The 22,295-nt window shown below is 35.0% G+C and carries 17 protein-coding genes; 6 read left to right on the forward strand and 11 right to left on the reverse strand.

Annotation, left to right across the window (positions count from 1 at the left end; genetic code table 11):
* Positions 1–64: 64 nt before the first annotated feature.
* The 7 genes from RM51_RS10090 to amaB form a co-directional block, all read right to left on the reverse strand.
* Entirely contained in the window at positions 65–3,211 is a 3,147-nt protein-coding gene (locus RM51_RS10090; protein WP_039368515.1) for an efflux RND transporter permease subunit, read from the reverse strand.
* A 1-nt stretch (position 3,212) separates the two neighbouring features.
* Complete coding sequence (locus tag RM51_RS10095; RefSeq protein ID WP_039368518.1) at positions 3,213–4,397, reverse strand: efflux RND transporter periplasmic adaptor subunit; 1,185 nt, start codon at positions 4,395–4,397, stop codon at positions 3,213–3,215.
* Between the two features lies 1 nt (position 4,398).
* A complete protein-coding gene (locus RM51_RS10100; RefSeq protein WP_039368520.1) occupies positions 4,399–4,854 on the reverse strand; it encodes a hypothetical protein in 456 nt (151 codons plus the stop codon).
* 116 nt (positions 4,855–4,970) lie between these two features.
* On the reverse strand, positions 4,971–5,483 hold the full coding sequence (locus RM51_RS10105; protein ID WP_039368522.1) for a GNAT family N-acetyltransferase: 513 nt from the start codon (positions 5,481–5,483) through the stop codon (positions 4,971–4,973).
* Positions 5,484–5,664: 181 nt separating this feature from the next.
* Positions 5,665–5,895, reverse strand: coding sequence for a DUF2007 domain-containing protein (locus tag RM51_RS10110; RefSeq protein WP_039368525.1), 231 nt, complete (start codon positions 5,893–5,895; stop codon positions 5,665–5,667).
* Positions 5,896–5,956: 61 nt separating this feature from the next.
* Entirely contained in the window at positions 5,957–7,285 is a 1,329-nt protein-coding gene (gene lat / locus RM51_RS10115) for an L-lysine 6-transaminase (RefSeq protein ID WP_039368528.1), read from the reverse strand.
* Positions 7,286–7,387: 102 nt separating this feature from the next.
* Positions 7,388–8,938, reverse strand: coding sequence for an L-piperidine-6-carboxylate dehydrogenase (amaB, locus tag RM51_RS10120; RefSeq protein ID WP_039368530.1), 1,551 nt, complete (start codon positions 8,936–8,938; stop codon positions 7,388–7,390).
* Between the two features lie 138 nt (positions 8,939–9,076).
* Between amaB and RM51_RS10125 the strand changes: the two genes are divergently transcribed.
* Complete coding sequence (locus RM51_RS10125; protein WP_039368532.1) at positions 9,077–9,274, forward strand: hypothetical protein; 198 nt, start codon at positions 9,077–9,079, stop codon at positions 9,272–9,274.
* 102 nt (positions 9,275–9,376) lie between these two features.
* Here the strand turns inward: RM51_RS10125 and RM51_RS10130 are convergent, their stop codons facing one another.
* The 3 genes from RM51_RS10130 to ccsA form a co-directional block, all read right to left on the reverse strand.
* Entirely contained in the window at positions 9,377–9,565 is a 189-nt protein-coding gene (locus tag RM51_RS10130; protein ID WP_039368535.1) for a hypothetical protein, read from the reverse strand.
* Positions 9,566–9,627: 62 nt separating this feature from the next.
* Positions 9,628–10,494 (reverse strand): SPFH domain-containing protein, encoded by an 867-nt coding sequence (locus RM51_RS10135; protein ID WP_039368537.1) that lies wholly within the window; start codon positions 10,492–10,494, stop codon positions 9,628–9,630.
* Between the two features lie 360 nt (positions 10,495–10,854).
* Complete coding sequence (gene ccsA / locus RM51_RS10140; protein WP_039368540.1) at positions 10,855–14,100, reverse strand: cytochrome c biogenesis protein CcsA; 3,246 nt, start codon at positions 14,098–14,100, stop codon at positions 10,855–10,857.
* A gap of 343 nt (positions 14,101–14,443) precedes the next feature.
* Here ccsA and RM51_RS10145 point away from each other — a divergent pair, with 343 nt between their 5' ends.
* The 4 genes from RM51_RS10145 (at position 14,444) to RM51_RS10160 (ending at position 19,822) form a co-directional block, all read left to right on the forward strand.
* Positions 14,444–16,966 (forward strand): FtsK/SpoIIIE family DNA translocase, encoded by a 2,523-nt coding sequence (locus tag RM51_RS10145; protein WP_039368543.1) that lies wholly within the window; start codon positions 14,444–14,446, stop codon positions 16,964–16,966.
* Between the two features lie 62 nt (positions 16,967–17,028).
* Positions 17,029–17,676, forward strand: a complete 648-nt coding sequence (locus RM51_RS10150; RefSeq protein ID WP_039368544.1) for a LolA family protein — start codon at positions 17,029–17,031, stop codon at positions 17,674–17,676.
* 66 nt (positions 17,677–17,742) lie between these two features.
* On the forward strand, positions 17,743–19,197 hold the full coding sequence (locus tag RM51_RS10155; protein ID WP_039368547.1) for an LptF/LptG family permease: 1,455 nt from the start codon (positions 17,743–17,745) through the stop codon (positions 19,195–19,197).
* An 82-nt stretch (positions 19,198–19,279) separates the two neighbouring features.
* On the forward strand, positions 19,280–19,822 hold the full coding sequence (locus tag RM51_RS10160; protein ID WP_039368550.1) for a hypothetical protein: 543 nt from the start codon (positions 19,280–19,282) through the stop codon (positions 19,820–19,822).
* A gap of 69 nt (positions 19,823–19,891) precedes the next feature.
* Here the strand turns inward: RM51_RS10160 and RM51_RS10165 are convergent, their stop codons facing one another.
* The gene (locus RM51_RS10165) at positions 19,892–21,313 is read right to left on the reverse strand and encodes a sugar MFS transporter (protein WP_228375806.1); all 1,422 of its coding nucleotides are present in this window, start codon (positions 21,311–21,313) and stop codon (positions 19,892–19,894) included.
* 197 nt (positions 21,314–21,510) lie between these two features.
* Between RM51_RS10165 and RM51_RS10170 the strand changes: the two genes are divergently transcribed.
* Positions 21,511–22,260, forward strand: coding sequence for an NUDIX hydrolase (locus RM51_RS10170; RefSeq protein WP_039368556.1), 750 nt, complete (start codon positions 21,511–21,513; stop codon positions 22,258–22,260).
* The last annotated feature ends 35 nt before the right edge of the window (positions 22,261–22,295 follow it).

Here is a 22,295-nt window from a genome sequence, read left to right on the forward strand (position 1 = left end):
GTTAGAGTTTAGAAATCAGAAGCCAGTTTTAAATTCCTAGCTCCTAATTTCTTTAACTTTAATATTATTCTGCTAAATTGATTTCTTCTTTTTTGATAGGCTTAATTTTCTCCTGTAAGTATTCAAAAATTACATACAATACTGGGATTACAAATAATCCAAGAATAGTTCCTATCAACAATCCTATTGCCGCACCTGTTGCAATAGATCGGTTACCTACGGCACCAATTCCGCTTGCTAAAACCAATGGTAATAAACCGAAGATGAATGCAAATGAGGTCATTAGGATCGGTCTTAATCTTGCTTTTGCGGCATTGATAGCAGACATAACGATGGTTTCTCCATGGTGTCTTCTCTGAACGGCAAATTCGACAATCAAAATCGCATTTTTCGCCAATAGTCCGACCAACATGATCAGTGCAATCTGGAAATAAATGTTATTTTCCAATCCCATGATCTTCTGACCAAAATAAGCTCCCATTACCCCGAGAGGAAGAGAAATGACTACAATGAGCGGAAGGATATAACTTTCATATTGTGCGGAAAGGATGAAATATACGAAAACCAAACTCAATCCGAAGATCAATAAAGTCTGAGATCCTGAATTTAATTCCTCTCTCGTTAATCCCGTGAATTCTACATCATAATTTTGGTTCAAAGTTTCACTAGCTACCTGCTGAACAGCTGTAATGGCATCTCCGGAACTGTATCCTGCAGAGTTTGCCCCTGTAATTTTTACCGAAGTAAATAGGTTGTAACGGCTTACAGATTGTGGTCCGTATGCTTTTTCCATTGTTACAAACTGAGAAATCGGTGACATTGCTCCAGAACCTGTTTTTACATACAATTCATTAAGGTTTTCAATGCTTTTTCTGTTATCAGGAAGAGCCTGAACCATTACTCTGAACTGTTTTCCGTATTTTGTAAAGTCGGCGGTATAAATACCTCCGATGTATCCCTGCATCGTTGCTAAGATATCACTTACAGAAACTCCCATTTGTTTAGCTAATGGTACATTTACCTGCATTTCATACTGAGGATATTTTGTATTGAATGAAGACTGCGCAAATTCAATTTCCGGTCTTTGCATCAGTTTACCGATGAATTCATTCATTTTGTTATCTAAGTCTGCATATTCTCCACCTGCTTTATCCAATAATACCATCTCGAAACCGGCACTGTTACCAAAACCAGGTACACTTGGCGGCTGGAAGAATACCACTTTAGCATCAGGAACGGCTCCCGAAATTCCAAATAGTTTTTTCGTAATATCTTCGGAAGTTTGTCCGTCTTTTTTCCTTTCGTCAAATGGTTTTAATTTAATGAAAGCAAGACCGTTGTTACTACCGTTTCCGGATAGGAAACCTCTACCTGTAGAGATCGTCACGTTTTGTACTCCTGGAACTTTTAAAGCTTTTGCCTGAAGTGTTTTCAAAGCGTTGTACGTTCTTTCCATTGATGCTCCCGGAGGAAGCTGAACATCGGTAAAGATAATCCCTCTATCTTCTGTAGGTACGAAACCTTTCTTCATTGTTGTACTTGCCCAATATAAGATACCACCAGTTACCGCAAAGATGATCAACGTAACCCATTTATGTCTCAACAAGAATACAAATCCTCTTCCGTAACGTTCTGTAGCTGTTTTAAAAGCAATATTGAATTTATAGAAGAATTTTTGAAGGAAATTCATGTTTTTATATTCTGCATGATGTGCATCGTGTGGTTTTAAGAATAATGAACATAAAACCGGACTCAAAGTCAAGGCATTAATTGCAGATATAATAATCGCAATAATCAGAGTGATACCAAATTGCTGATAGAATACACCAGTAGGACCTGTAATAAACGTTACCGGAACGAATACCGCTGCCATTACCAAGGTAATTGAAATGATAGCTCCTGTAATTTCGTCCATCGCTTCTACCGTTGCTTTTTTAGCATCAGAAATACCGTGCTCCATCTTGGCGTGAACGGCTTCGACGACGACAATCGCGTCATCCACAACGATACCGATCGCCAATACTAAAGCAAATAGCGTCAATAAGTTTAATGAATATCCAAATAAATTCAGGAAGAAAAAGGCTCCCACAATAGAAACTGGAACTGCAATTGCCGGAATCAAAGTAGATCTGAAATCCTGAAGGAAAATATACACCACAATAAATACCAGGATGAAAGCTTCAATTAAGGTATGAACTACCTTTTCAATAGATGCATCCAAGAATTCATTGGTATCGAAGTTGAACGTATATTTAATCCCTTCAGGGAAACTTCCCTCTGCTGATTTTAGATAAGTTTTAATGTTTTTAATGATCTCCTGAGCGTTGGAACCCGGTGTCTGGAAGATCCCCATACTGATGGACGGGTTGTTTCCGTTCTCTCCGATTCCTGTGTAAGACTGACCTGCTAATTCTACTTTAGCCACATCTTTCAGCATAAGGTTTTGCCCGTCTGCAAGAGATTTAATGATAATATTATCGTATTGTTCTTTGTCGTTGAACTTACCAACGTATTTAATGATATATTCGAAAGAGCTACCACTGTTTTGTCCGATAGAACCTGCTGCTGCTTCTCTACTCTGTTCATTGATCGCATTGGTAACATCGGTTGGTGTTACTCCGTAAGCCGCCATTTTAGCGGGATCCAGCCAGATTCTCATTGAGTAGTTTTTACCTCCGAAAACGTTGGCATCACCTACCCCGTTAATTCTTTTTAAGTTTGGAATAACGTTAATATTCAGGAAGTTTTGAAGATATACGTCATCTAAATCTTTATTTTCAGAATAGAAAGACATATACATCAAGGCACTGGTCTGTTGTTTTTGGGTAACAACCCCAGAACGTGTAACTTCACTTGGCAATAAAGGAGTTGCTCTGGCTACACGGTTTTGTACGTTTACCGCAGCAATATCCGGATCTATTCCTTGTTTAAAGAATACCTGAATCTGTGCAGAACCATCGTTTCCAGCTGTAGAAGTGATGTAATCCATACCTTCCACCCCGTTGATCTGTTCTTCCAAAGGTACGACAACACTTTTCATCACAGTTTCCGCATTGGCTCCGGTGTAATTTGTAGAAACACTTACTGTAGGAGGTGCAATATCAGGATACTGTGTAACCGGAAGCGAGATCAATCCCAATACCCCGAGAATCACAATCAAGATTGAGATTACCGTGGATAAAACCGGTCGGTTTATAAAATTTTTAATCATTTTAGAATTTCGGTTTTATTGATTGAACAAGACTATCCATTTTTACAGGCTTTTTAATGACTGCTGTTCCCGGTTTCAGACCTCCGATACCAGCAGCGATGATGGCTTCATCTTTATTAAGTCCTGATTTGATCAGAGCCATATTGTCAATTCTGTCAATTACATTTACAACAACATTTTTAGCAGTATCTTTTTCTACTTTATAAACGTAAACAATACCTTGTTGTTCGTAAGTAGCACTTTCCGGAATGACTAAAACGTTTTCATATGTTTTTGGTAATCTGATAGTTCCGCTATTTCCGTTGCTCAAGAGTTTTTGAGGGTTTGAGAAACCAACTCTGAACTGAATAGTACCTGTTGTAGCATCTATTTGCCCAGTAATAGCTTCAATTCTACCTTTTTCACCATAAATGCTTCCGTTGGCCAATTGTAATTCTACCATTGGAAGGTTTTTGATCTTTTCTGGTAAAGATGCTCCCGGAGATTTTTCAAGGAAATCAAAATATTCTTTTTCATTCATTGAAAAGTAAGCGTATAATTGAGAAGTATCAGAAATGGTAGTCAAAGCGGTCTGATCTGTCGGACCTACCAAACTTCCTACTTTTAAAGGTAATTTTCCGATAACCCCAGAAATAGGCGCACGAATCACCGAATATTCGATATTGGCTTCTACTCCTTTATAATTAGCAACTGCTTGTCTTTTCGCCGCATTTGCCTGTTGTAATTGAGCTTGAGCTTGTGCTAAATTAGCCTGAGCAGTTTGCAGCTGAACATTACTGATGATATTTTTCTGAACCAATGGTTTCAGTTTGTTCACTTCCACCTGAGCTGCATTTACTGAAGCCTGAGCTGCTGCAATCGTAGATTCTGCCGCACCGATTCCTGCTTTTGAAGCAGCAGCATTTTCACTTAAAATATTGGTTTCAAGACGGAACAAAGCCTGTCCTTTTGTAACGTACTGTCCTTCATCTACCAACACCTGGGTAATATATCCCTGTATTTTAGCACGAACGTTATTATTTACTCTACCTTGAATGGTAGCGGGGAAAGTTTGATAGCCGACTATATTTTTTAACTCCACATTCACTACAGGATATGGTTTTGCACCATCCTGTTTCGGAGCTTCTTTTTTGCAGGCTGTGAGTGATAGCGCTGCAATAGAAAGTATAACTAGTTTACTGTTCATTTTATAGTTTATTAAGAGATTCCTGAATATTAATTATGTTTTTGTTTAAGAGAGCTTTGTAAGCTTTCATTTTTTCGTTGTACCCATCGTCATGATTTTTTTTAAATTGATCTAAGTCATCTAGTAGTTTTAATTCGTCTTGCATCTTTTGAACTATTTTTTCAAATCTTATCTTCTTATATTCATCATTGATGAAAAAATATCGTTTTCGTTCATCCATTTTATTATGATCTACAATAAGCTGGGCTTTCAGTAATAAAGAAATACTTGTAGATACCGAGCTTTTGCTTGCAGAAAGAACTTCCACAAACTCATCAAAAGTAATTCCTACCTTTTCGTAATCGAAAAGTAGATAGGCATAAATTTTGGAAGCTAATGGAGGTACGTTGAAAATGGTGCCATAGAACTTTACAGCATCCTGAAAAATTTTCTCATCAATTTCTATACTCTTATGCATGGTATATAAATTTGAACAAATGTAAAAATTAGTTCAGAACTAAACGAACAAACCCAATAGAGATTCTCAATACTGGGTCTTTTAAAAATTCAATGAAAGTGGATTTAACTTTTGCCTTAAATTATAATCTTCTCAAAAGCCTTTCTCATTCCACCGGCCAAAAAAACTTCTCCGCAATACGAATAGCCTTTCGCCTCAAGAATTTTTAACATAGCAATATTGTCAAAGTTGGTATCAACTTTAACACTCTGAATTCCATTTGATCTGGTGAATACTTCAATGTGGTCAAACAATTTTTTCACCATTCCCTGACCTGCAAATTTTTCATCTACGGCTACTCTGTGTACCACAACGAATTCTCCGTTGCTCAACCATTCTCCTTCTATGGTACTGTAGGCAGGTTCATCATTCATAATTAGAGCGGTGTATACAGCAATTTCTCCGTCTACTGTCATTACATAACCGAAGTTTTTCGCGATGTCACTTTCTACGGTATCTAGATTAGGATAGCCTTGTTGCCATTGTGTGCTTCCGTCTTGTCTTCTTCTTTCAATAGCTTGTTGTAAAATGTTCCAGATAATATCTCTGTCTTCAATTTCTGCCTTTCTTAGTTTAATTTCTGAATTCATTGTTTATATTTTTAATTAAAAGATTGGAATATTTAGAAATTAAAAATGATCTAAACGTTTAATTTGTGTAAAATAATTTAAGAATCTTTTAATTGTTTTAATAGAAAATTAAAAAACCGAAAACTAATTGGTATTAATTTTCGGTTCGAAGTAGTAAAATTTAAAATTATGAAATTGTTTTTTAATAATTTCCATTTTGTTGAAGATAAGCATCGATCACATCAAATGCTTTCTTCTCATCATTCAAATCTACCATCACTTTTAGCGAAGTGGCTGTAGGCGTTGTGGTAAAAGTCAGATAGTTATTTTCTACCGCATTTGTAATCTGTGCGTCGTCTAACTTAGATTTGATTAACTGAATTTCTGTTGGTTTGTCACTTTCAAAAACTGATACTCTTGTGCTTCTTTCCATATTCGATTCCGTTTGAGTATCTAAATATATGACAAATTTTTCAAAATCCCAAATTCGGATTTTAAATTTTGTTCATATTATTCTCGATTTTGTCTATGGCAAGTTGAATTTCTTCCTTGGTTACATTTAAATGAGGCCTGAATCTAAGTGACTGATCTCCACACGAAAGGATAATCATTCCATCATTCCATAATTCATCTCTTAATGCATTTCTTTGCTCCGGACTAGGAAGATCAATAGCACACATCAATCCTCTACCTCTTGCGTTGGATAATTTTTCAGGATATTTTTCTGCAAGTTTTTTTAATTCCTCTAATAAATAATCACCAACAATTCTTGCATTTTCTACAAGATTTTCTTTTTCAATAATTTCCATTACCAATTGAAAACGAAGCATATCAATAAAGTTTCCTCCAAACGTAGAATTGATTCTTGAGCTTTCTCTGAACACATTATTCGGAATCTCATCAAATTTTTCCTTATTGGCTAAAACGCCGCAAACCTGTGCTTTCTTTCCAAAAGAAATGATATCCGGTTTTGCTGTGAAGTGTTGGAAAGCCCACATTTTTCCGGTAATTCCGATTCCTGTCTGAACTTCGTCAAAGATCAGTAAGATTTCGCTTTCATCACAAATTTTTCTCAATCCTAGTAAAAATTCATCTCTGAAATGATTGTCACCACCTTCAGCCTGAATAGGCTCGATAATGATACAAGCTACTTTATTAGGATTCATTAAAATAGCTTCTTCAATCTGAATTAAAGCCAGTCTTTCGTTCTTAATTGTTTCCTCAAGATTTTCTTCTGTGATTGGGAAACTTAGTTTAGGATTCAAGATTCTAGGCCAATCGAACATTGGGAAATATTGATATTTTCTAGGATCTGAAGTATTGGTCAGACTCAGTGTATAACCGCTTCTTCCATGAAATGCTTGTCTGAAATGAATGCAGATTCCAGCTTCGATGTCAAGACCTTTTTCAAAGTTTTTTCTGGTTTTCCAGTCGAAACATGCTTTCATCGCGTTCTCTACTCCTAAAGTTCCTCCTTCGATAAAGAAGGCATATTGCAACTCTTCAGGAATCACCACCCTTTCAAAAACTTCTAAAAAGTGAGCATATTCTTCCGAGTATACATCTGCCAATGTTGGCTTATTTACAGCCATTTTTCCTAGCCAAGCTGATTTCTCTACAATATAAGGATGATTGTAGCCTACAGAAGCCGAAGCGAACATCGAAAACATATCTAAATATTCTCTGTTCGTAAGTTTGTCATAAAGCCAAGATCCGTGAGATTTTTCAATATCCATTACGAAATCAAAACCATCTGCCAAAACGTGTCTTCCTACGGTTTCTTTTACTTTATTTGCTTGTATATCAATTGTTGTGTATTCCATATTATTTTAAAATTGAGTGATTAAGGAATTGAGAGATTTAGATAGTAGTGATTGGTAATTTCTGAACCTCTCAATTGTTTAATTATTTCCTTATAATAAATTTTATAAATCAAATTTAATCCCCTGTGCTAAAGGAAGTTGCGCTGTGTAGTTTATTGTATTGGTTTGTCTTCTCATGTAGTATTTCCAAACATCTGAACCGGATTCTCTACCGCCTCCTGTTTCTTTTTCACCACCGAAAGCTCCCCCGATTTCTGCACCAGATGTTCCGATGTTTACGTTGGCAATACCGCAGTCTGAACCAGCGTGAGAAAGGAATAATTCTGCTTCTCTTAAGTTCTGTGTCATGATTGACGATGATAATCCTTGAGGAACATCATTTTGAATGGCAATCGCTTCATCCAACGTTTTGTACTTGATTAAGTATAAAATCGGTGCAAATGTTTCGTGTTGAACGATTTCGTAAGAGTTCTTCACTTCTGCGATACAAGGTTTTACGTAGCACCCTGATTCGTATCCTTTTCCTTTTAAAACTTCACCTTCAACGATGAATTTTGCCCCTTCTTTTTTGCCTTTTTTAATGGCTTCCTGATACATATTTACAGCATCTGTATCGATAAGCGGTCCAACATGATTCGTTTCGTCCAAAGGATTTCCGATTTTTAATTGTCCGTAAGCTTTTACCAATCTGTTTTTTACTTCATCATAAACACTTTCATGGATGATCAATCTTCTGGTAGAAGTACATCTCTGTCCAGCCGTTCCAACCGCTCCAAAAACTGCTCCGATAATCGACATATCGATATCTGCATCTTTAGAGATAATAATAGCATTGTTTCCTCCCAATTCAAGGATAGATTTCCCGAATCTCTGAGCAACATTTGTAGAAACCATTCTTCCTACTCTTGTAGAACCTGTGAAAGAAACTAGAGAAACTCTTTTATCGTCAACTAATTTTTGTCCGATTTCATGATCTGCTACCAATACACTCGAAATTCCTTCAGGAAGATTGTTTTCCTTGATTACTTCATTCATGATATTTTGACAAGCAATGGCACAAAGTGGTGTTTTTTCTGAAGGTTTCCAGATGGTAACGTTACCACAGATCCATGCTAAAGCTGTATTCCAAGACCAAACTGCTACCGGAAAGTTGAAAGCTGTAATGATTCCTACTATTCCAAGTGGATGGTATTGTTCGTACATTCTGTGTCCCGGTCTTTCCGAGTGCATTGTATATCCGTGAAGTTGTCTTGAAACTCCTACTGCAAAATCACAGATATCGATCATTTCCTGAACTTCTCCTAAACCTTCCTGTAAAGACTTACCCATTTCATAAGAAACCAGTTTTCCTAAGTCATCTTTATATTGTCTTAATTTCTGACCCAGCTGTCTTACGATTTCCCCTCTTTTAGGAGCCGGAATCAACCTGAATTCTTTAAACGCTTTTTCAGCCGTTTCAATCACCTTATCATAATCAGATTCTCCGGAAGTCTTTATTTTAGCAATCAAATTACCATCAACTGGTGAAAAACTTTCTATCGTTTTTCCTGAAGCGAAATATTTTCCACCTACCGAAGTTCCTTTGTTTTCCTCTTTAATTCCTAAGTTTTTCAGTGTTTTTTCGATTCCGAAATCCTTTATTTTTTTAGACATAAAAATTTTACTTTTCGTTTTCTCTAAAGATAAAAATATTATGCGAACCTCAAAATTTAATTTTTTTTAACTCATTTTTTTATTTGGACTAATTATAAACATGCTTATCTTTGTAGAGTAAATATTTGAATTTCAGAAATGGAAAATAATAAAGTAGTAAAGGAATCTGAAGAAGTAAAGAAAAATTCTAAATGGAAAAGCTTGGTAAAGAAGTTTGGAATTGGCGGAATTATTTTCTTTACCGTGAAGGGAATTATTACTTCTACCTTAATTTATTTTCTTGGAAAAAATTTCTGGAGCATAATTAGCAATTATTTCACCACTATTTTTGATTAATTTAATTGATATATGGAACACGAAAGCAGAGAAAATTTCTCTGCTTTTTTTGTCATTTTAAGTCAAATTAAATGACTGTTGTAAAGTAAAGGTTAACTAAGGTTATTCTTTTTTCTTTCTTCCCGAATTGATTAAACTTTGATGAAGCAAATACTCAATCTGCCCATTTACACTCCTGAATTCATCATTCGCCCATTTTTCAAGGAGTTTGTAAGTAGACTCATCTATCCTTATAACGAAAGATTTTTTGCCTTTGTTTTCGGGAGAAGTTTGAGTTTTATCTGATTTCATTTTCTAATTGTTTGCTTAATGTCGATTTTTTCAAAAGATTTTTCCTTTGTCGAAATGACAGATTAATTATACAAAGTTCCTGCATTTAAAATTGGAGTGGCTGCTTTTTCACCACATAAAACGACCATTAAATTGCTTACCATAGCTGCTTTTCTTTCGTCATCGAGTTCTACGATATTTTCTTCTGAAAGCTTTTTTAAGGCTAAATCCACCATTCCTACTGCACCTTCTACGATCTTAGTTCTTGCTGCTACAATTGCGGTTGCCTGCTGTCTTTGAAGCATGGCTCCTGCAATTTCTGAAGCATAGGCAAGGTGAGAAATTCTGGCTTCCTGAATCACAATTCCTGCTTTTGAAAGTCTATCTGTAAGTTCCTGTTCCAAAATTGAATTAATCTTGTCTCCACCTTCTCTCAAGGTGATTGGAGCGTGATCATCTTCTAAGTTATCATACGGGAAACTCATTGCTAAATGACGAACGGCTGCTTCACTCTGCATTTTTACGAAATCGGAGTAACGCTCTACATCAAAAGCTGCTTTGTAAGTATCTCCTACTTTCCATACGATCACGACTGCAATTTCAATTGGGTTTCCCATTTTGTCGTTTACTTTTAATGTTTGTCCTTGAAGGTTTTCAGAACGAAGACTCATTCTTTGAGAAGAATATAACGGGTTGATAAAAAACATGCCGTTTTCTTTTACCGTTCCAACATATTTACCGAAGAAATTTAGAACTCTTGAATGGTTGGGCTGAATGATCATTAATCCTTTTAAGAAAAAACAGGATACTAGAAAGCAAAGAACAGAAATGATAACAAACGTAATATTGTTGTCAACCCCTGTTATGAATAGATAAATGGCAGCTACGAAAAGGATAAGGCAAATAACTAAAGCTAAGTAGCCGGACATTGGTTTTAAAACTTTTTCCATGATGTGATTTTTAATTTGATATTATTTTGATATCATAAAGATATGTATAAGTTTTGAATTATGTGTTATTAGTTTTGAGGTTTTTAATGTATGAATTTGAGATGTTTCGACTTAGCTCCAATATGATATTACAATAAATTATCTGCAAATATTAAACAGGTAGTATTAGAGTTGTCATACTGAGCGAAGTTGAAGCATCTATTTTCAATTAAATTTTATTATGTCCTTAAACAAAAGTTCAAGACTTGGAAACTGAATGCAAAAAAAAGAAATTTTTCTTTAGGCTTCAGTTTTTTCGGTCAAATAAAAAATCCCTGAAAAACTAATTTCAGGGATTTTGTTTTATGATAAAATTTAAATTTATTTCTTATTCAAAGCTTTAAATTTAAGATAAGAAACAACTGCTAATGCTAGCATTGTTCCAAGTCCGATGTATACCCAAGCCGGAACGGGAACAGGATCTCCTGCTGCATAAGAGTGAAGTCCGCTTAGGTAGTAATTAACCCCAAAATAAGTCATTACCATGGAACAGAAAGCAAACATTGCTGCTACATGGAATGCCCATTTGCTTCTTAATCCAGGAACCAATCTCATGTGCAATACAAATGCATACACCATGATTGAGATAAATGCCCAAGTTTCTTTTGGATCCCAGCTCCAGTATCTTCCCCAAGATTCATTTGCCCAGATTCCTCCCAAGAAGTTTCCAACCGTTAATGCAAATAATCCAATCGTTAAAGACATTTCAGAAACGATTACCAATTCTTTCAATGTGGTATCGTGGTGAATTTTGTATGTTTCTTTATTTGAAATAATATAGAATACTAAACTGATCACGGCAATAATCATTGATAAGGCAAAGAACCCGTAACTTGATGTGATAATTGCCACGTGTACAATCAACCAATATGATTTTAGTACAGGAACAAGCGGTGTAATCTGAGGGTCAAGTGCTGAACCTCCGTGAGCAAATCCCATCATAATTACTGCAACCATAAATCCTGCCGCAGGAATTAATGCATTTGAGTTTCTGTACAAAATTAAACCAGCAGTAATACCCACCCAAGAAATGAAGATAATAGCTTCATACCCGTTACTCCAAGGAGCGTGACCAGAAATGTACCATCTTGCTACTAATCCTAAGAAATGGAAAGCATATCCGACAATCCCAAGAGCGATGATTACTTTGATGATTTTACTTAAAACTTTTTTAGATCTGAATAATTCAACAAATCCTAAGATCAATAATAGACCACCAATGATCGTATAGAAAATTAAGAGTTTGAAATTAAGATTCACCTCGTTCATGAAAACTTCAAGATCCACTTTAGATTTTGAAGGTACTACAGCTTTCCCCCATTTTTGTTGGTAGTCAGAAAGCTTAGCTAATTCTTTGTCTGCTTTGCTCCAGTTTCCTGATTGTTGAGCTTGCAGAACTTCTGCAAAATAAGGTCCCATTACTTGTTGAGACTCCATATCCGGTTCAAATTTTTGGTCAAGCCAAGAATGCCAAGTGTGATTTGCATCATTTTTCACAGGAACAATTCTCATAAACTGACCACTGAAAAATTCATTGAAAATCTGAACTCTTTCGTTTACCGCAATTACTTCTTTATCATAATTGGTCTGCTCAGAAGGTTTTTTACGGAAAGCTGTGTTGTAATCGTGCTCAAGAATGTATGTTAAGTTCCCATTAGCATCTGCAGGGAAAAGGTTCATTAATGAGGTGTACTCATCATCATTTGCCTTCGTTTTATTTTTTAATTCATCACCTCCTTTTGAACCGACTTTAATCATCGGAACCATCGTCCAGCTTGGTGTGTCTGTATTGATGGAAATAAACCACTGATTAGCCGTTAAATATTTTCCGTCAGTTCCTTTGAATTCGTCTTTTTTGTATAATTTTCTTAAAACATCTAATGCTTCTGTATTGATAGGAACAATTCTCCCTTCAAAATTCTGAACCAAAAGATGCCCGAATTTATCTGCGTGCTCTTTGCTGATTTTATTTCTTGCAATGATTTCGTCCGGTGAAACCATTTTCATTTTCTTAAATGGCTGTGCACCTTGTGGCTGAACTGTTTCAGATGTCGGAGCATGATTATGAGGCTCTCCTTCTACATGAACATGTTCTCGGCTTCCGTCAGTTGTTCCGTGTGTTTCAATTTTCTGAGCGTTTAATCCAAAGCTTAAGAATAGTAATAATACTGCTGCAGCTCTTTTCTTATTAACGTCTTTCAGCATTTTATTCAATTTCCAGAAGTGTGTTCCTTTCCAGAAGAAAATAACAAACATTCCACCGAATAATAATGCATAACCGATATAAGAAATCAAAGTTCCCCAGTAATCATGGTTTACAGAAAGTACAGTTCCCATTCTGTCCGGATCGAAACTAGACTGGAAGAAACGGTATCCTTTATGGTTAAGAACATGGTTCATATATATTTTATAAGGAGTTTCTTTCCCTTCGTCTACAATTTTTACATGACTTTCATAAGCACTTGGAGATGAACTTCCCGGATAAGTTTCCATTACGAAATCATCCAATTTAAGTGCAAAAGGAGTGTTGTAAATCTTTGGTCCGAAACCTACCATAATGTTTAATCCATCCATTGTTACTTGTTTGTAAGCATTTGGATTTCCTTTTTCAACAGATAGATCAACCAATTGTTTTGTCTTAGGTCCTTGAAGTTCAACCGTAAGCATATCAGGAACACTCTGGTCTTTCTTTCTGTCTCCTTCGACTGCCATTAACTTCCCTTTTTTCAATCCTTCAGGAACAACTAATTTTAATTCGTTGATGGTATATAAACTTCTTAATGCTAAAGGTTGGAACTGGTCTTTTACCGTATTTCCTGTAGCCTGAGTAGCCATGGTCATATAAGCCGCATCGACAGGAGTTTTAATGAATAACTGTCCGTTTTCATTTTTAAATTCAACCGCTCCTTCAATCGGTCTGTTGAATGTTACTAATGTTCCGTTGATCGACTTTGTTTCTCCCGGTTTGATGTAGATATTCTGTCTTCCTGTGTTTCCTGTAGATACTAAATGAAGATATTCTGCTCCATTTGGATCTGTTAATAAACTATCTTTCTTTCTCTGTACGTATTCTTTCGCTACAACTTTCACTTCTTTTCCGTGGAAATCATAAGTAGCTTCAAGATCTTTGTGCAAAGGAGACATCAAATAAGGAATGTCTTGGTAATTAAGAACATCACCTTTTTCTTCAATCTGAATTTTAAGGAACGTTTTATCGGTTACGATTTCGTTGGAAGTTTCTCCTTCTCTGATGTGCATTTGACCTTCAAAACTGATGTATCTTGTGATAGCACCTCCAATGAAGATTAAAATAAAGGCTAAGTGAAAAACCAACACCGGCCATTTTTCTCTTTTCCAAAGTCTGTATCTTCCGATATTTCCAATGAAGTTTAAAATAAGCAGAAGCATAATGAATTCAAACCATTTAGCTTCATATATCAGTGCTTTTGCTGTAGGTGTTCCGTAATCGTTTTCTAGGAACGTTGCATATGCCATCGCAAATGCATAAACCAGCAGCAATACAGCCATTGTCCTGGTTGAAATAAGAATGTCCTGGAGCTTCTTCATATTTTATATACTTGACATGCAAAAATAAGGATGATTAATGAAAAGGGATACAAAAAAAACTGTCATTTGTCAGTTGAAAGCCCCTAAAACCTTATTTTGATTCATTCTTAATAATGTAAAATATCTTGAGAAAAATTTAAATATTAATATCCTATCGATACTGATTAATAAAAGCTATAGACCTTATTGCAATCTTCTATTTATTAATGGGAAAAGTATTCCCAAATTTCCTTTGAAAAAGCTCGTGTTTTTAATAAAATACTATTAAATTACCATCTAAAATTTAGAAATCAAAATTATCTTTTAATGTTCAAAAAACATTAAATTTGCCCACATTGATATTATGAATAAGACGCAAACAAAAACACAGGAATCGCCTGATAAGGGCAAAATATTATCGAAGCCGCGTATATTCTTCGGGCTTATACTTATACTTTTTTCTATTATCCTCACCTTTTCATTCATCTCTTATCTGATGAATTGGAAATCAGATCAAAGTCAGGCAGGAACCATGCTTGATAAAACCATAAAATCATCTAATCTTTTTGGAAAGGTTGGAGATTGGCTGGGCAATATTTTTATTTTTGAAAGTATTGGCGTTGCATCATTCATTATTGCATTTTTAGTGTTCGTTGTCGGAACTCTTATTCTGAAAAAATCGTATTTCAAACCTTGGAAAACGATTGGTCATTCTTTGTTTTTCATTTGCTGGCTTCCTATTTTCTTTGGAGCTGCCTTTACAAAAAATCAGGGTGGAGTGTTAAGCGGAGTGTATGGATACCAAATCATGGATTCTTTGAACGCTCTTATTGGAGATGTCGGAATGTGGTTGGTATTGGTAGCAAGTATTGCGTTGTATTTTATTTTAGAATTCAATCTTCGTCCGAGTTCTGTAAAAGCGAAATTGGATGAAATCAATGAAAATACCATCGGAAGAGTAAAGTCTATGATGCCGAGTTCTGATGAGAATTTTGAAGCAGATGAAGAACTGGAAGAAGAAGTTCTTGAAAATAATGTTACCGTTACTGAAATGGTAACTCCAAAAGTTGATGAAGAACCCGTGAATTTGGCAAAAGATTTTACGGAAATTCCATCTTCTCCGGTTATTGAAACTATTTCTACCCCTAATCAGACTTCATTTGAGAATGATAAAGAAATCACTCAGTCTATTAATTTAAATCTAAATACAAAGCCTTCAATTCCTGTGGTAAGTCCTGCAGATGCTTTTGAAACTAAACCGGTAACACCACAGAAGCCAATTGAAGAGGATATTAAATTCAATGTAGAAGTGGCTCCGGTTATTGATATTTTGGATGAGTCTGATAAAAAATCACAAGAGCTTGTAGAAAAGCATGGGCTTTATGATCATAAATTGGATCTGGCTAATTTCCAGATGCCTCCTGTAGATCTTTTGAAAGATTACGGAAACGAAGAAATATCCATCAATAAAGAAGAGTTAGAAGAAAACAAAAATAAAATTGTAGGACTTCTTAAAAACTTTAATGTTGGAATTGCCGAGATTAAAGCTACGATTGGTCCAACAGTTACGTTGTATGAAATTGTACCGGAAGCGGGGATCAGAGTGGCTGCAATTAAAAAATTACAAGATGACATTGCTCTGAATTTATCTGCATTAGGAATCAGAATTATTGCTCCGATGCCGGGTAAAGGAACGATAGGAATTGAAGTGCCAAGAAAAAATCCTACGATGGTTTCTATGCGTTCAGTGATTGCTTCTCAGAAATTCCAGAATACGGATATGGATCTTCCTGTAGTTTTTGGGAAAACGATTTCCAACGAGATCTTCATGGCCGATTTATCAAAAATGCCTCACTTATTGATGGCAGGAGCAACAGGTCAGGGAAAATCAGTAGGGATTAATGCTATTTTGACTTCCCTACTCTACAAAAAGCATCCAAGCGAATTGAAATTCGTAATGGTAGATCCTAAAAAAGTGGAACTTTCTTTATACTCAAAAATTGAAAGACATTATTTAGCAAAACTTCCTGATGCAGAAGAGGCAATTATTACAGATACGAATAAAGTAATTAATACTTTGAATTCTCTTTGTATAGAGATGGATACAAGATATGATTTGCTTAAAAACGCATTTTGTAAAAACCTAAAAGAATACAACAAAAAATTCACGGAAAGAAAGCTTAATCCGGAAAATGGACACAGGTATTTACCGTATATCGTTTTGGTAGTAGATGAGTTTGCCGACCTGATTATGACAGCCGGAAAAGAGGTGGAATTACCAATTGCCAGATTAGCACAGTTGGCAAGAGCAGTAGGAATTCACTTAATTGTTGCGACACAAAGACCTTCTGTGAATGTTATTACTGGTATGATTAAAGCTAACTTCCCTGCTAGAGCAGCATTCAGAGTAATTTCGAGTGTCGATTCCAGAACGATTCTGGATTCTCCGGGAGCGGATCAGCTGATCGGTAAAGGAGATATGCTTTATTTCAATGGAAATGAGATTTTAAGACTTCAATGTGCTTTTGTTGATACTCCTGAAGTAGAAAGACTGGCAGAATTTATTGGAGAACAAAAAGGCTATGCTTCTGCGCTTCTACTTCCTGAATATGTTTCTGAAGAATCAACGAGTACAGTGGGAGCTTTCGATCCTAATGAAAAAGATGCTTTATTTGAAGAAGCTGCAAGAATTATCGTTTCTACACAACAAGGTTCTACTTCGATGCTTCAAAGACAATTAAAATTAGGCTACAACAGAGCTGGAAGAATTATGGATCAGTTGGAAGCAAGTGGAATCGTTGGTGGATTTAATGGAGCTAAAGCAAGAGAAGTGATTATCGGGGATCTTCATTCTTTGGAACAGTTTTTGGAAGATCTGCGTAAGTAAAGGGAAAAATAAGTGTTTACTCTTTATAATTCTAAAATATCTATATAGTATAAAATAAAAAAATGAAAAATATTATTTCAAAAATTATATTGAGTGGTTTGGTAGTAGGAACAGTAGGATTGGTAAGTGCACAAAAAATTGATGCAAAAGCTAAGAAAATCCTGGATGATGTGACTGCAAATTATAATTCTAAGAAAAACTCTTATTTCAAATTCTCTTTTGGAAGCGGTGTGAATGGACAGATTTCTAAAACAGAACCAGGAATTTATTATGTAGCCGGAGATAAGTATAAGTTGAAAATCATGGAAACTGAGCAGATTTTTGATGGAAACAAGATTTACAACATCAATACGGAAGATATGGAGGTTACCATTGCTAAACCTAATGGAAGCGCTGCCATGTTCTCTCCTATTAATTATCTTACTACATACAGAAAAGATTATAATGTAAGTTATAATGGTAAAAAAACTGTGGATGGAGTAAGTGCTGATTTTATCAAATTAACCCCTGTAAAGAACAATGGTCTTGAAGCAGTATATATTTTCGTAAACTCTGCAAAAAAACAAATGTTAAAGCTGGAACAACATGGAAATAATAAAGATGTAGCCGTTATTGCTATTAAAGAGTACAAAGAAAATCAGAATTTAGATCCTAATATGTTTATTTTTGATAAAAATAAGTTCAAAAACTACATCATCACAGAATTGTAACAGGAATCTATAAAATATATAAAGTCGCAAAGAACAACTTTGTGGCTTTTTTTTTAATTTTGGCAAATGTTTAAAATATTAGACCGCTATATCATAAAAACCTTCTTTGGTCCCTTTTTCTTTATTTTCAGTGTATTGTTTTTTATCTTCATTGTAAATATTATTTGGGTACAATTAGGGCAGTTTATGGGAAAAGGGCTTACAACTTTTCAAATCGTTAAGCTTCTGTTTTATCTCGGAGTAAGTGTTATTAGTATGGTATTACCGCTCACCATACTTCTCGCAAGTATTATGTCTTTCGGGGAATTTGGTGAACGCTATGAGCTTGCTGCAATGAAAGCAGCAGGTATTTCATTGACGAGAGTTATGACTCCTCTTTTAGGGGTTGCAGCAGTGCTCGCCATTATGCTGTATTTCTTTTCCAATAATATCATTCCCGATTTTCAGAGAAAGGCAAAGAATATGCTTTTCAATATTGCACAGACAAAACCTGCATTGAACTTTACTCCAGGACAGTTTATCGATCAGCTTCCAGGGTATATGGTGAAGTTTGATAAAATTTATGGTGAAGATGGAAAAGATATAGAAGGTGTTTTTGTTCATAAAAAAGCAAGTACTTTTGAAAATCAGCAGACCATTGTTGCTAAAAAAGGAAAGTTTGTAACCCCTGCTAATAAAAACTTTTTGAAGCTTGAGCTTTATGATGGTTATGTAACGGAAGACAACTTTGCGGGAAAAGGGGAAAATGTAAGGCTTAAACAACCGGATCAGGTGATTAAATTTGACACCTTGGTTTCTCACTTTGATGTCAGCGAGCTTATTAATAAAGCGATCGAAGAAGAGCAGATCACGGATGATTACCGTTTCCAAACGTATCGTGAACTGAATAAAACGATTGAAAAAAGTAAAAAAGATAACGAATCTTACTTTAATACAGTTAATAATGATGTCCTGAATCAGGTAAACTCTGTGATTACCTATATGGATAAAAGCAAGTCTAAAGTTGCAGCAAAACAACAGCTAAAGCTTGATACGGTAAAAGGTAACAAGAAGCTTGACATGATCTCTAATGCTTATGACAGATTAAATAATCTAAAGGCGACTTTAGAAACCAAAAACAATGAAATAAATCCGAGTGTAAAATACTTTGGGAAAGTGGTGATGTATCAACAGAGAATTGTTACCTATTCTTTCACATGTATTATTTTCTTCTTAATTGGAGCAAGTTTAGGTTCTATTATCAGAAAAGGAGGAATGGGATTACCGGTGATTATAGCCATCGTTATTTTTATCATTTTCTATATCATTAACGTAGGAATGGAAAACATAGCTTGGGCGGGTAAAATGAATCCTTATCTGGCTTCCTGGATTCCGAATATGGTACTCTTCCCTTTTGGAGTGTGGATGACTTATAAAGCGCTTACAGATTCTCAGCTTTTTGATGCAGAAAAATATAAATCTCTTCTGAAACCAATTACGAAAAGGTTTTCAAAAAGTAAAGAACATAAAAGATATCAATAATTTAAAATCCGGGTTTTCCGGATTTTTTTTATGGGTGAAAGATAGAAGATATTTTAAATTTGTAAAAAACTAAAACCAACAGATGAATTATACAGGTAAAGCTTTACTTTTTATTATTTTATTTTTTACTTCCCTCTATGCTTTTGGTCAGCAGGAACCTTCTTTAATTACCGATTTTAAAAGCCTGCATTTTGTTGAGGAAACATATGATGAAGGTTATGACGGAGCTCCTGGGTTATTTATTTTTCTTATGCTTATTTTTATTCTGGTTTGTATCGGAATCGGAATTGTAGTCGCTACCTTATTATTTTTATTATTGTTTGGAATCATCGCAATGGGATTGATCTCCAGTTCCATATTAGTAGGACTTTATAATAAATCATTTTTAAAAGGGTTTAAAATCTTCATTATTGGAGGTTCTACTATTGGCTGTACTATTTTAGGAATTGGAAGTTTTATTATTTATAATAAAATTGTTCATTATTGGCCTTTGCATACATCCGTTTTGGTGGGAGCTGTTAGTGGGAGTATTGCAGGTTTGCTATTAGGAATTATTATTTTCTATGCCATTCGAAAGCTCACAGGATTCTTTTATTCTAAATTAAAAGCTGCCAAACGAGTTTGATTATAATAAATTAAATATCAACAAAAAAACCTGCTTACAAGCAGGTTTTTATTTTATATAAAGTAAATTTTAATGTCCGGATTTTGCATCCCCATCATGTTGTACATGACTTAGATACTTCGTACAATACGCTCCAAAAATCAAAATCACCAAATAACAGAATACCGGAATAATAAAAGAATGCTGTACTCCAAAATTATCAGCAAGATATCCCTGGAAAATAGGTACGATTGCTCCACCCAAAATTGCCATTACGACTAATGAAGAACCTTGACTCGTGTACTTCCCTAATCCTGAAATTGCTAATGTATAAATATTAGAGAACATGATAGAGTTGAAAATTCCAATTCCTAAGATGCTGTACATCGCCAATTCACCATGATTTACCATTGCAGAAATAAGTAGAACTACATTGATAGCAGCAAAGATTGATAACGTTCTTGCCGGAGCCGCTTTTCCAATAAAGAAAGCGATAAAATTAAGAACAATAAATACGATGAAGAAGCTTATTTGCGCAAACGTTAAGTCAACAATACTGAAAATTACAAGGAAAACCAATGTGGCAGCTCCCAACATATAAATTGCTTTTTTTGCTTGGCTAATAGATTGATTTAAAGAAATTGCTCCCAAAAATCTACCAATCATTGCACCTCCCCAATAGAGAGAAAGGTAGTTCTTACTCACAACTTCATTCAGATTCATTACCTGAGGTTGTTCTAAAAAGCTGATGATAAAGCTTCCTACTGCTACTTCCCCACCAACATAACAAAACATGGCGAAAACCCCAAATTTCAAGTGATTGAATTTAAAAGCTCCAAAACCTTTTTCAATCTCTTCTTCCTCAGTCTGGAAAGAAGGAAGCTTCACTCTTGAAATCAATAAAGCCACTAATAATAAAATTGCAGCAAAAATTAAATAAGGAATTCTAGTAGCAACTGCACTGAAAGATCCATCTGCAGCAGAGAAAAATTCAAAAATTAAATGCCCTCCCAATACCGGAGCAATAGTCGTTCCGAAAGCATTGAAAGCCTGTGTCATGTTCAGTCTGCTGGATGCAGATTCTTCCGAACCTAAAAGAGAAACATAAGCATTTGCAGTAATCTGCAAAACCGTAAATCCTAGTCCTAAAACAAACAAAGCTCCTAAAAACAATCCGTAAGAAGAAAAAGTAGCTGCAGGATAAAATAAAACACATCCTAAAGCTGCCAGAAAAATTCCGAAAAGGATTCCCTTTTTGTAACCTACTTTGTTGATGGGATCTCCGCTTGAAGTTGAGATCAGGAAATAAATTAATGAGCCTATAAAATAAGCCCCAAAGAAACAGAATTGTACCAACATCGATTCGAAAAAAGTCAGTTTAAAAAGCTGTTTCAGATAAGGAATAAGGATGTCATTCATACATGTAATGAATCCCCACATAAAAAATAAAAGTGTAATGGTAATAAGAGGAATAGTGTAATTCCTGCTTTTTGTTTTTACTTCATCCGTCATAATCATTCATTTAAAATAAGAAGAGGCTAAAGGTAATTCCTTTTTACTTGATTTTATGTTTTTAAATCCCGTTTTTTTTACTAAAAGTGTATAAAATTTGTAAAATCTATAAATTTCACTACAGCAGGATGTAAAATTAGAATGATCTCTAAAATTAAACCTTACATTTGTAGTCTCAGATTATACCAGTATTTAGCATGGACTCTAAACAACAATTTTTAGATAAATCTTCCGAAGCAAAGGAAATCTTTTTGCCACATTTATCGACAGACCCAGTGATTTTCGGGTTTGACAATAATGAACTCAAAGTTCTGCTTCTGAAAATGAACTACAGAAAGCAATGGATGCTTCCGGGAGGCTATATTAAAAGAGATGAAGATCTGGATGAAGCTATTGTAAGACTTTTGAAAGAAAGAGCGGGTGTTACAGTATCTTACCTTGAAGAATTCGGTGTGTTTGGGAAAAAGAACCGAAGTGAGTTTTATTTTGAAGATTTTGATGAAACGTTGTTCCAAAAACAGAGGTTTATTACGATTGGTTTTTACGCACTTTATAATGCTACAAAACTTCATCCTGTAGCGGATGAAATGAGTGAAACCTGCGAATGGATTTACTTAAGTGAGCTTCCTGAAATTGAATTGGCAATGGATCACCGTGAAATCATCGAAAAGGCTTTACTGACTTTAAGGGAAAAAATTTCAATTAAACCAATTGGATTTAATCTCCTTCCTGAAAAATTTACTTTACCGGAATTACAGAAATTATATGAAGCAATTTTAGGAAAAGAATTGAATCGTGGGAATTTTTATAGAAAAATCAAAAATCTGGGGATCCTTAGAAAATTAGATGAACAACGTCGTGGAGGCGCTTATAAAGCACCTGATCTGTATAGTTTTGATGAAGAAAATTATACAAAAGCTCTTGAAAACGGACTTAATAACTGGTAGATAAAAATTCAAGGCTAAAAATGTGAAAAAATTAA

Origin of the sequence: Chryseobacterium taiwanense (assembly GCF_000813825.1) — a bacterium.
GTDB classification, from domain to species: domain Bacteria; phylum Bacteroidota; class Bacteroidia; order Flavobacteriales; family Weeksellaceae; genus Chryseobacterium; species Chryseobacterium taiwanense.

What these genes read in the sequence shown, in the direction of transcription:
- lat (WP_039368528.1), bottom strand. Translation starts at nt 7,285, where the DNA reads ATGGAATACACAACAATTGATATACAAGCAAATAAAGTAAAAGAAACC.
- RM51_RS10125 (WP_039368532.1), top strand. Translation starts at nt 9,077, where the DNA reads ATGGAAAATAATAAAGTAGTAAAGGAATCTGAAGAAGTAAAGAAAAAT.
- RM51_RS10130 (WP_039368535.1), bottom strand. Translation starts at nt 9,565, where the DNA reads ATGAAATCAGATAAAACTCAAACTTCTCCCGAAAACAAAGGCAAAAAA.
- RM51_RS10090 (WP_039368515.1), bottom strand. Translation starts at nt 3,211, where the DNA reads ATGATTAAAAATTTTATAAACCGACCGGTTTTATCCACGGTAATCTCA.
- RM51_RS10155 (WP_039368547.1), top strand. Translation starts at nt 17,743, where the DNA reads ATGTTTAAAATATTAGACCGCTATATCATAAAAACCTTCTTTGGTCCC.
- ccsA (WP_039368540.1), bottom strand. Translation starts at nt 14,100, where the DNA reads ATGAAGAAGCTCCAGGACATTCTTATTTCAACCAGGACAATGGCTGTA.
- RM51_RS10100 (WP_039368520.1), bottom strand. Translation starts at nt 4,854, where the DNA reads ATGCATAAGAGTATAGAAATTGATGAGAAAATTTTTCAGGATGCTGTA.
- RM51_RS10145 (WP_039368543.1), top strand. Translation starts at nt 14,444, where the DNA reads ATGAATAAGACGCAAACAAAAACACAGGAATCGCCTGATAAGGGCAAA.
- RM51_RS10170 (WP_039368556.1), top strand. Translation starts at nt 21,511, where the DNA reads ATGGACTCTAAACAACAATTTTTAGATAAATCTTCCGAAGCAAAGGAA.
- RM51_RS10165 (WP_228375806.1), bottom strand. Translation starts at nt 21,313, where the DNA reads ATGACGGATGAAGTAAAAACAAAAAGCAGGAATTACACTATTCCTCTT.
- RM51_RS10150 (WP_039368544.1), top strand. Translation starts at nt 17,029, where the DNA reads ATGAAAAATATTATTTCAAAAATTATATTGAGTGGTTTGGTAGTAGGA.
- RM51_RS10110 (WP_039368525.1), bottom strand. Translation starts at nt 5,895, where the DNA reads ATGGAAAGAAGCACAAGAGTATCAGTTTTTGAAAGTGACAAACCAACA.
- RM51_RS10160 (WP_039368550.1), top strand. Translation starts at nt 19,280, where the DNA reads ATGAATTATACAGGTAAAGCTTTACTTTTTATTATTTTATTTTTTACT.
- RM51_RS10095 (WP_039368518.1), bottom strand. Translation starts at nt 4,397, where the DNA reads ATGAACAGTAAACTAGTTATACTTTCTATTGCAGCGCTATCACTCACA.
- RM51_RS10135 (WP_039368537.1), bottom strand. Translation starts at nt 10,494, where the DNA reads ATGGAAAAAGTTTTAAAACCAATGTCCGGCTACTTAGCTTTAGTTATT.
- RM51_RS10105 (WP_039368522.1), bottom strand. Translation starts at nt 5,483, where the DNA reads ATGAATTCAGAAATTAAACTAAGAAAGGCAGAAATTGAAGACAGAGAT.
- amaB (WP_039368530.1), bottom strand. Translation starts at nt 8,938, where the DNA reads ATGTCTAAAAAAATAAAGGATTTCGGAATCGAAAAAACACTGAAAAAC.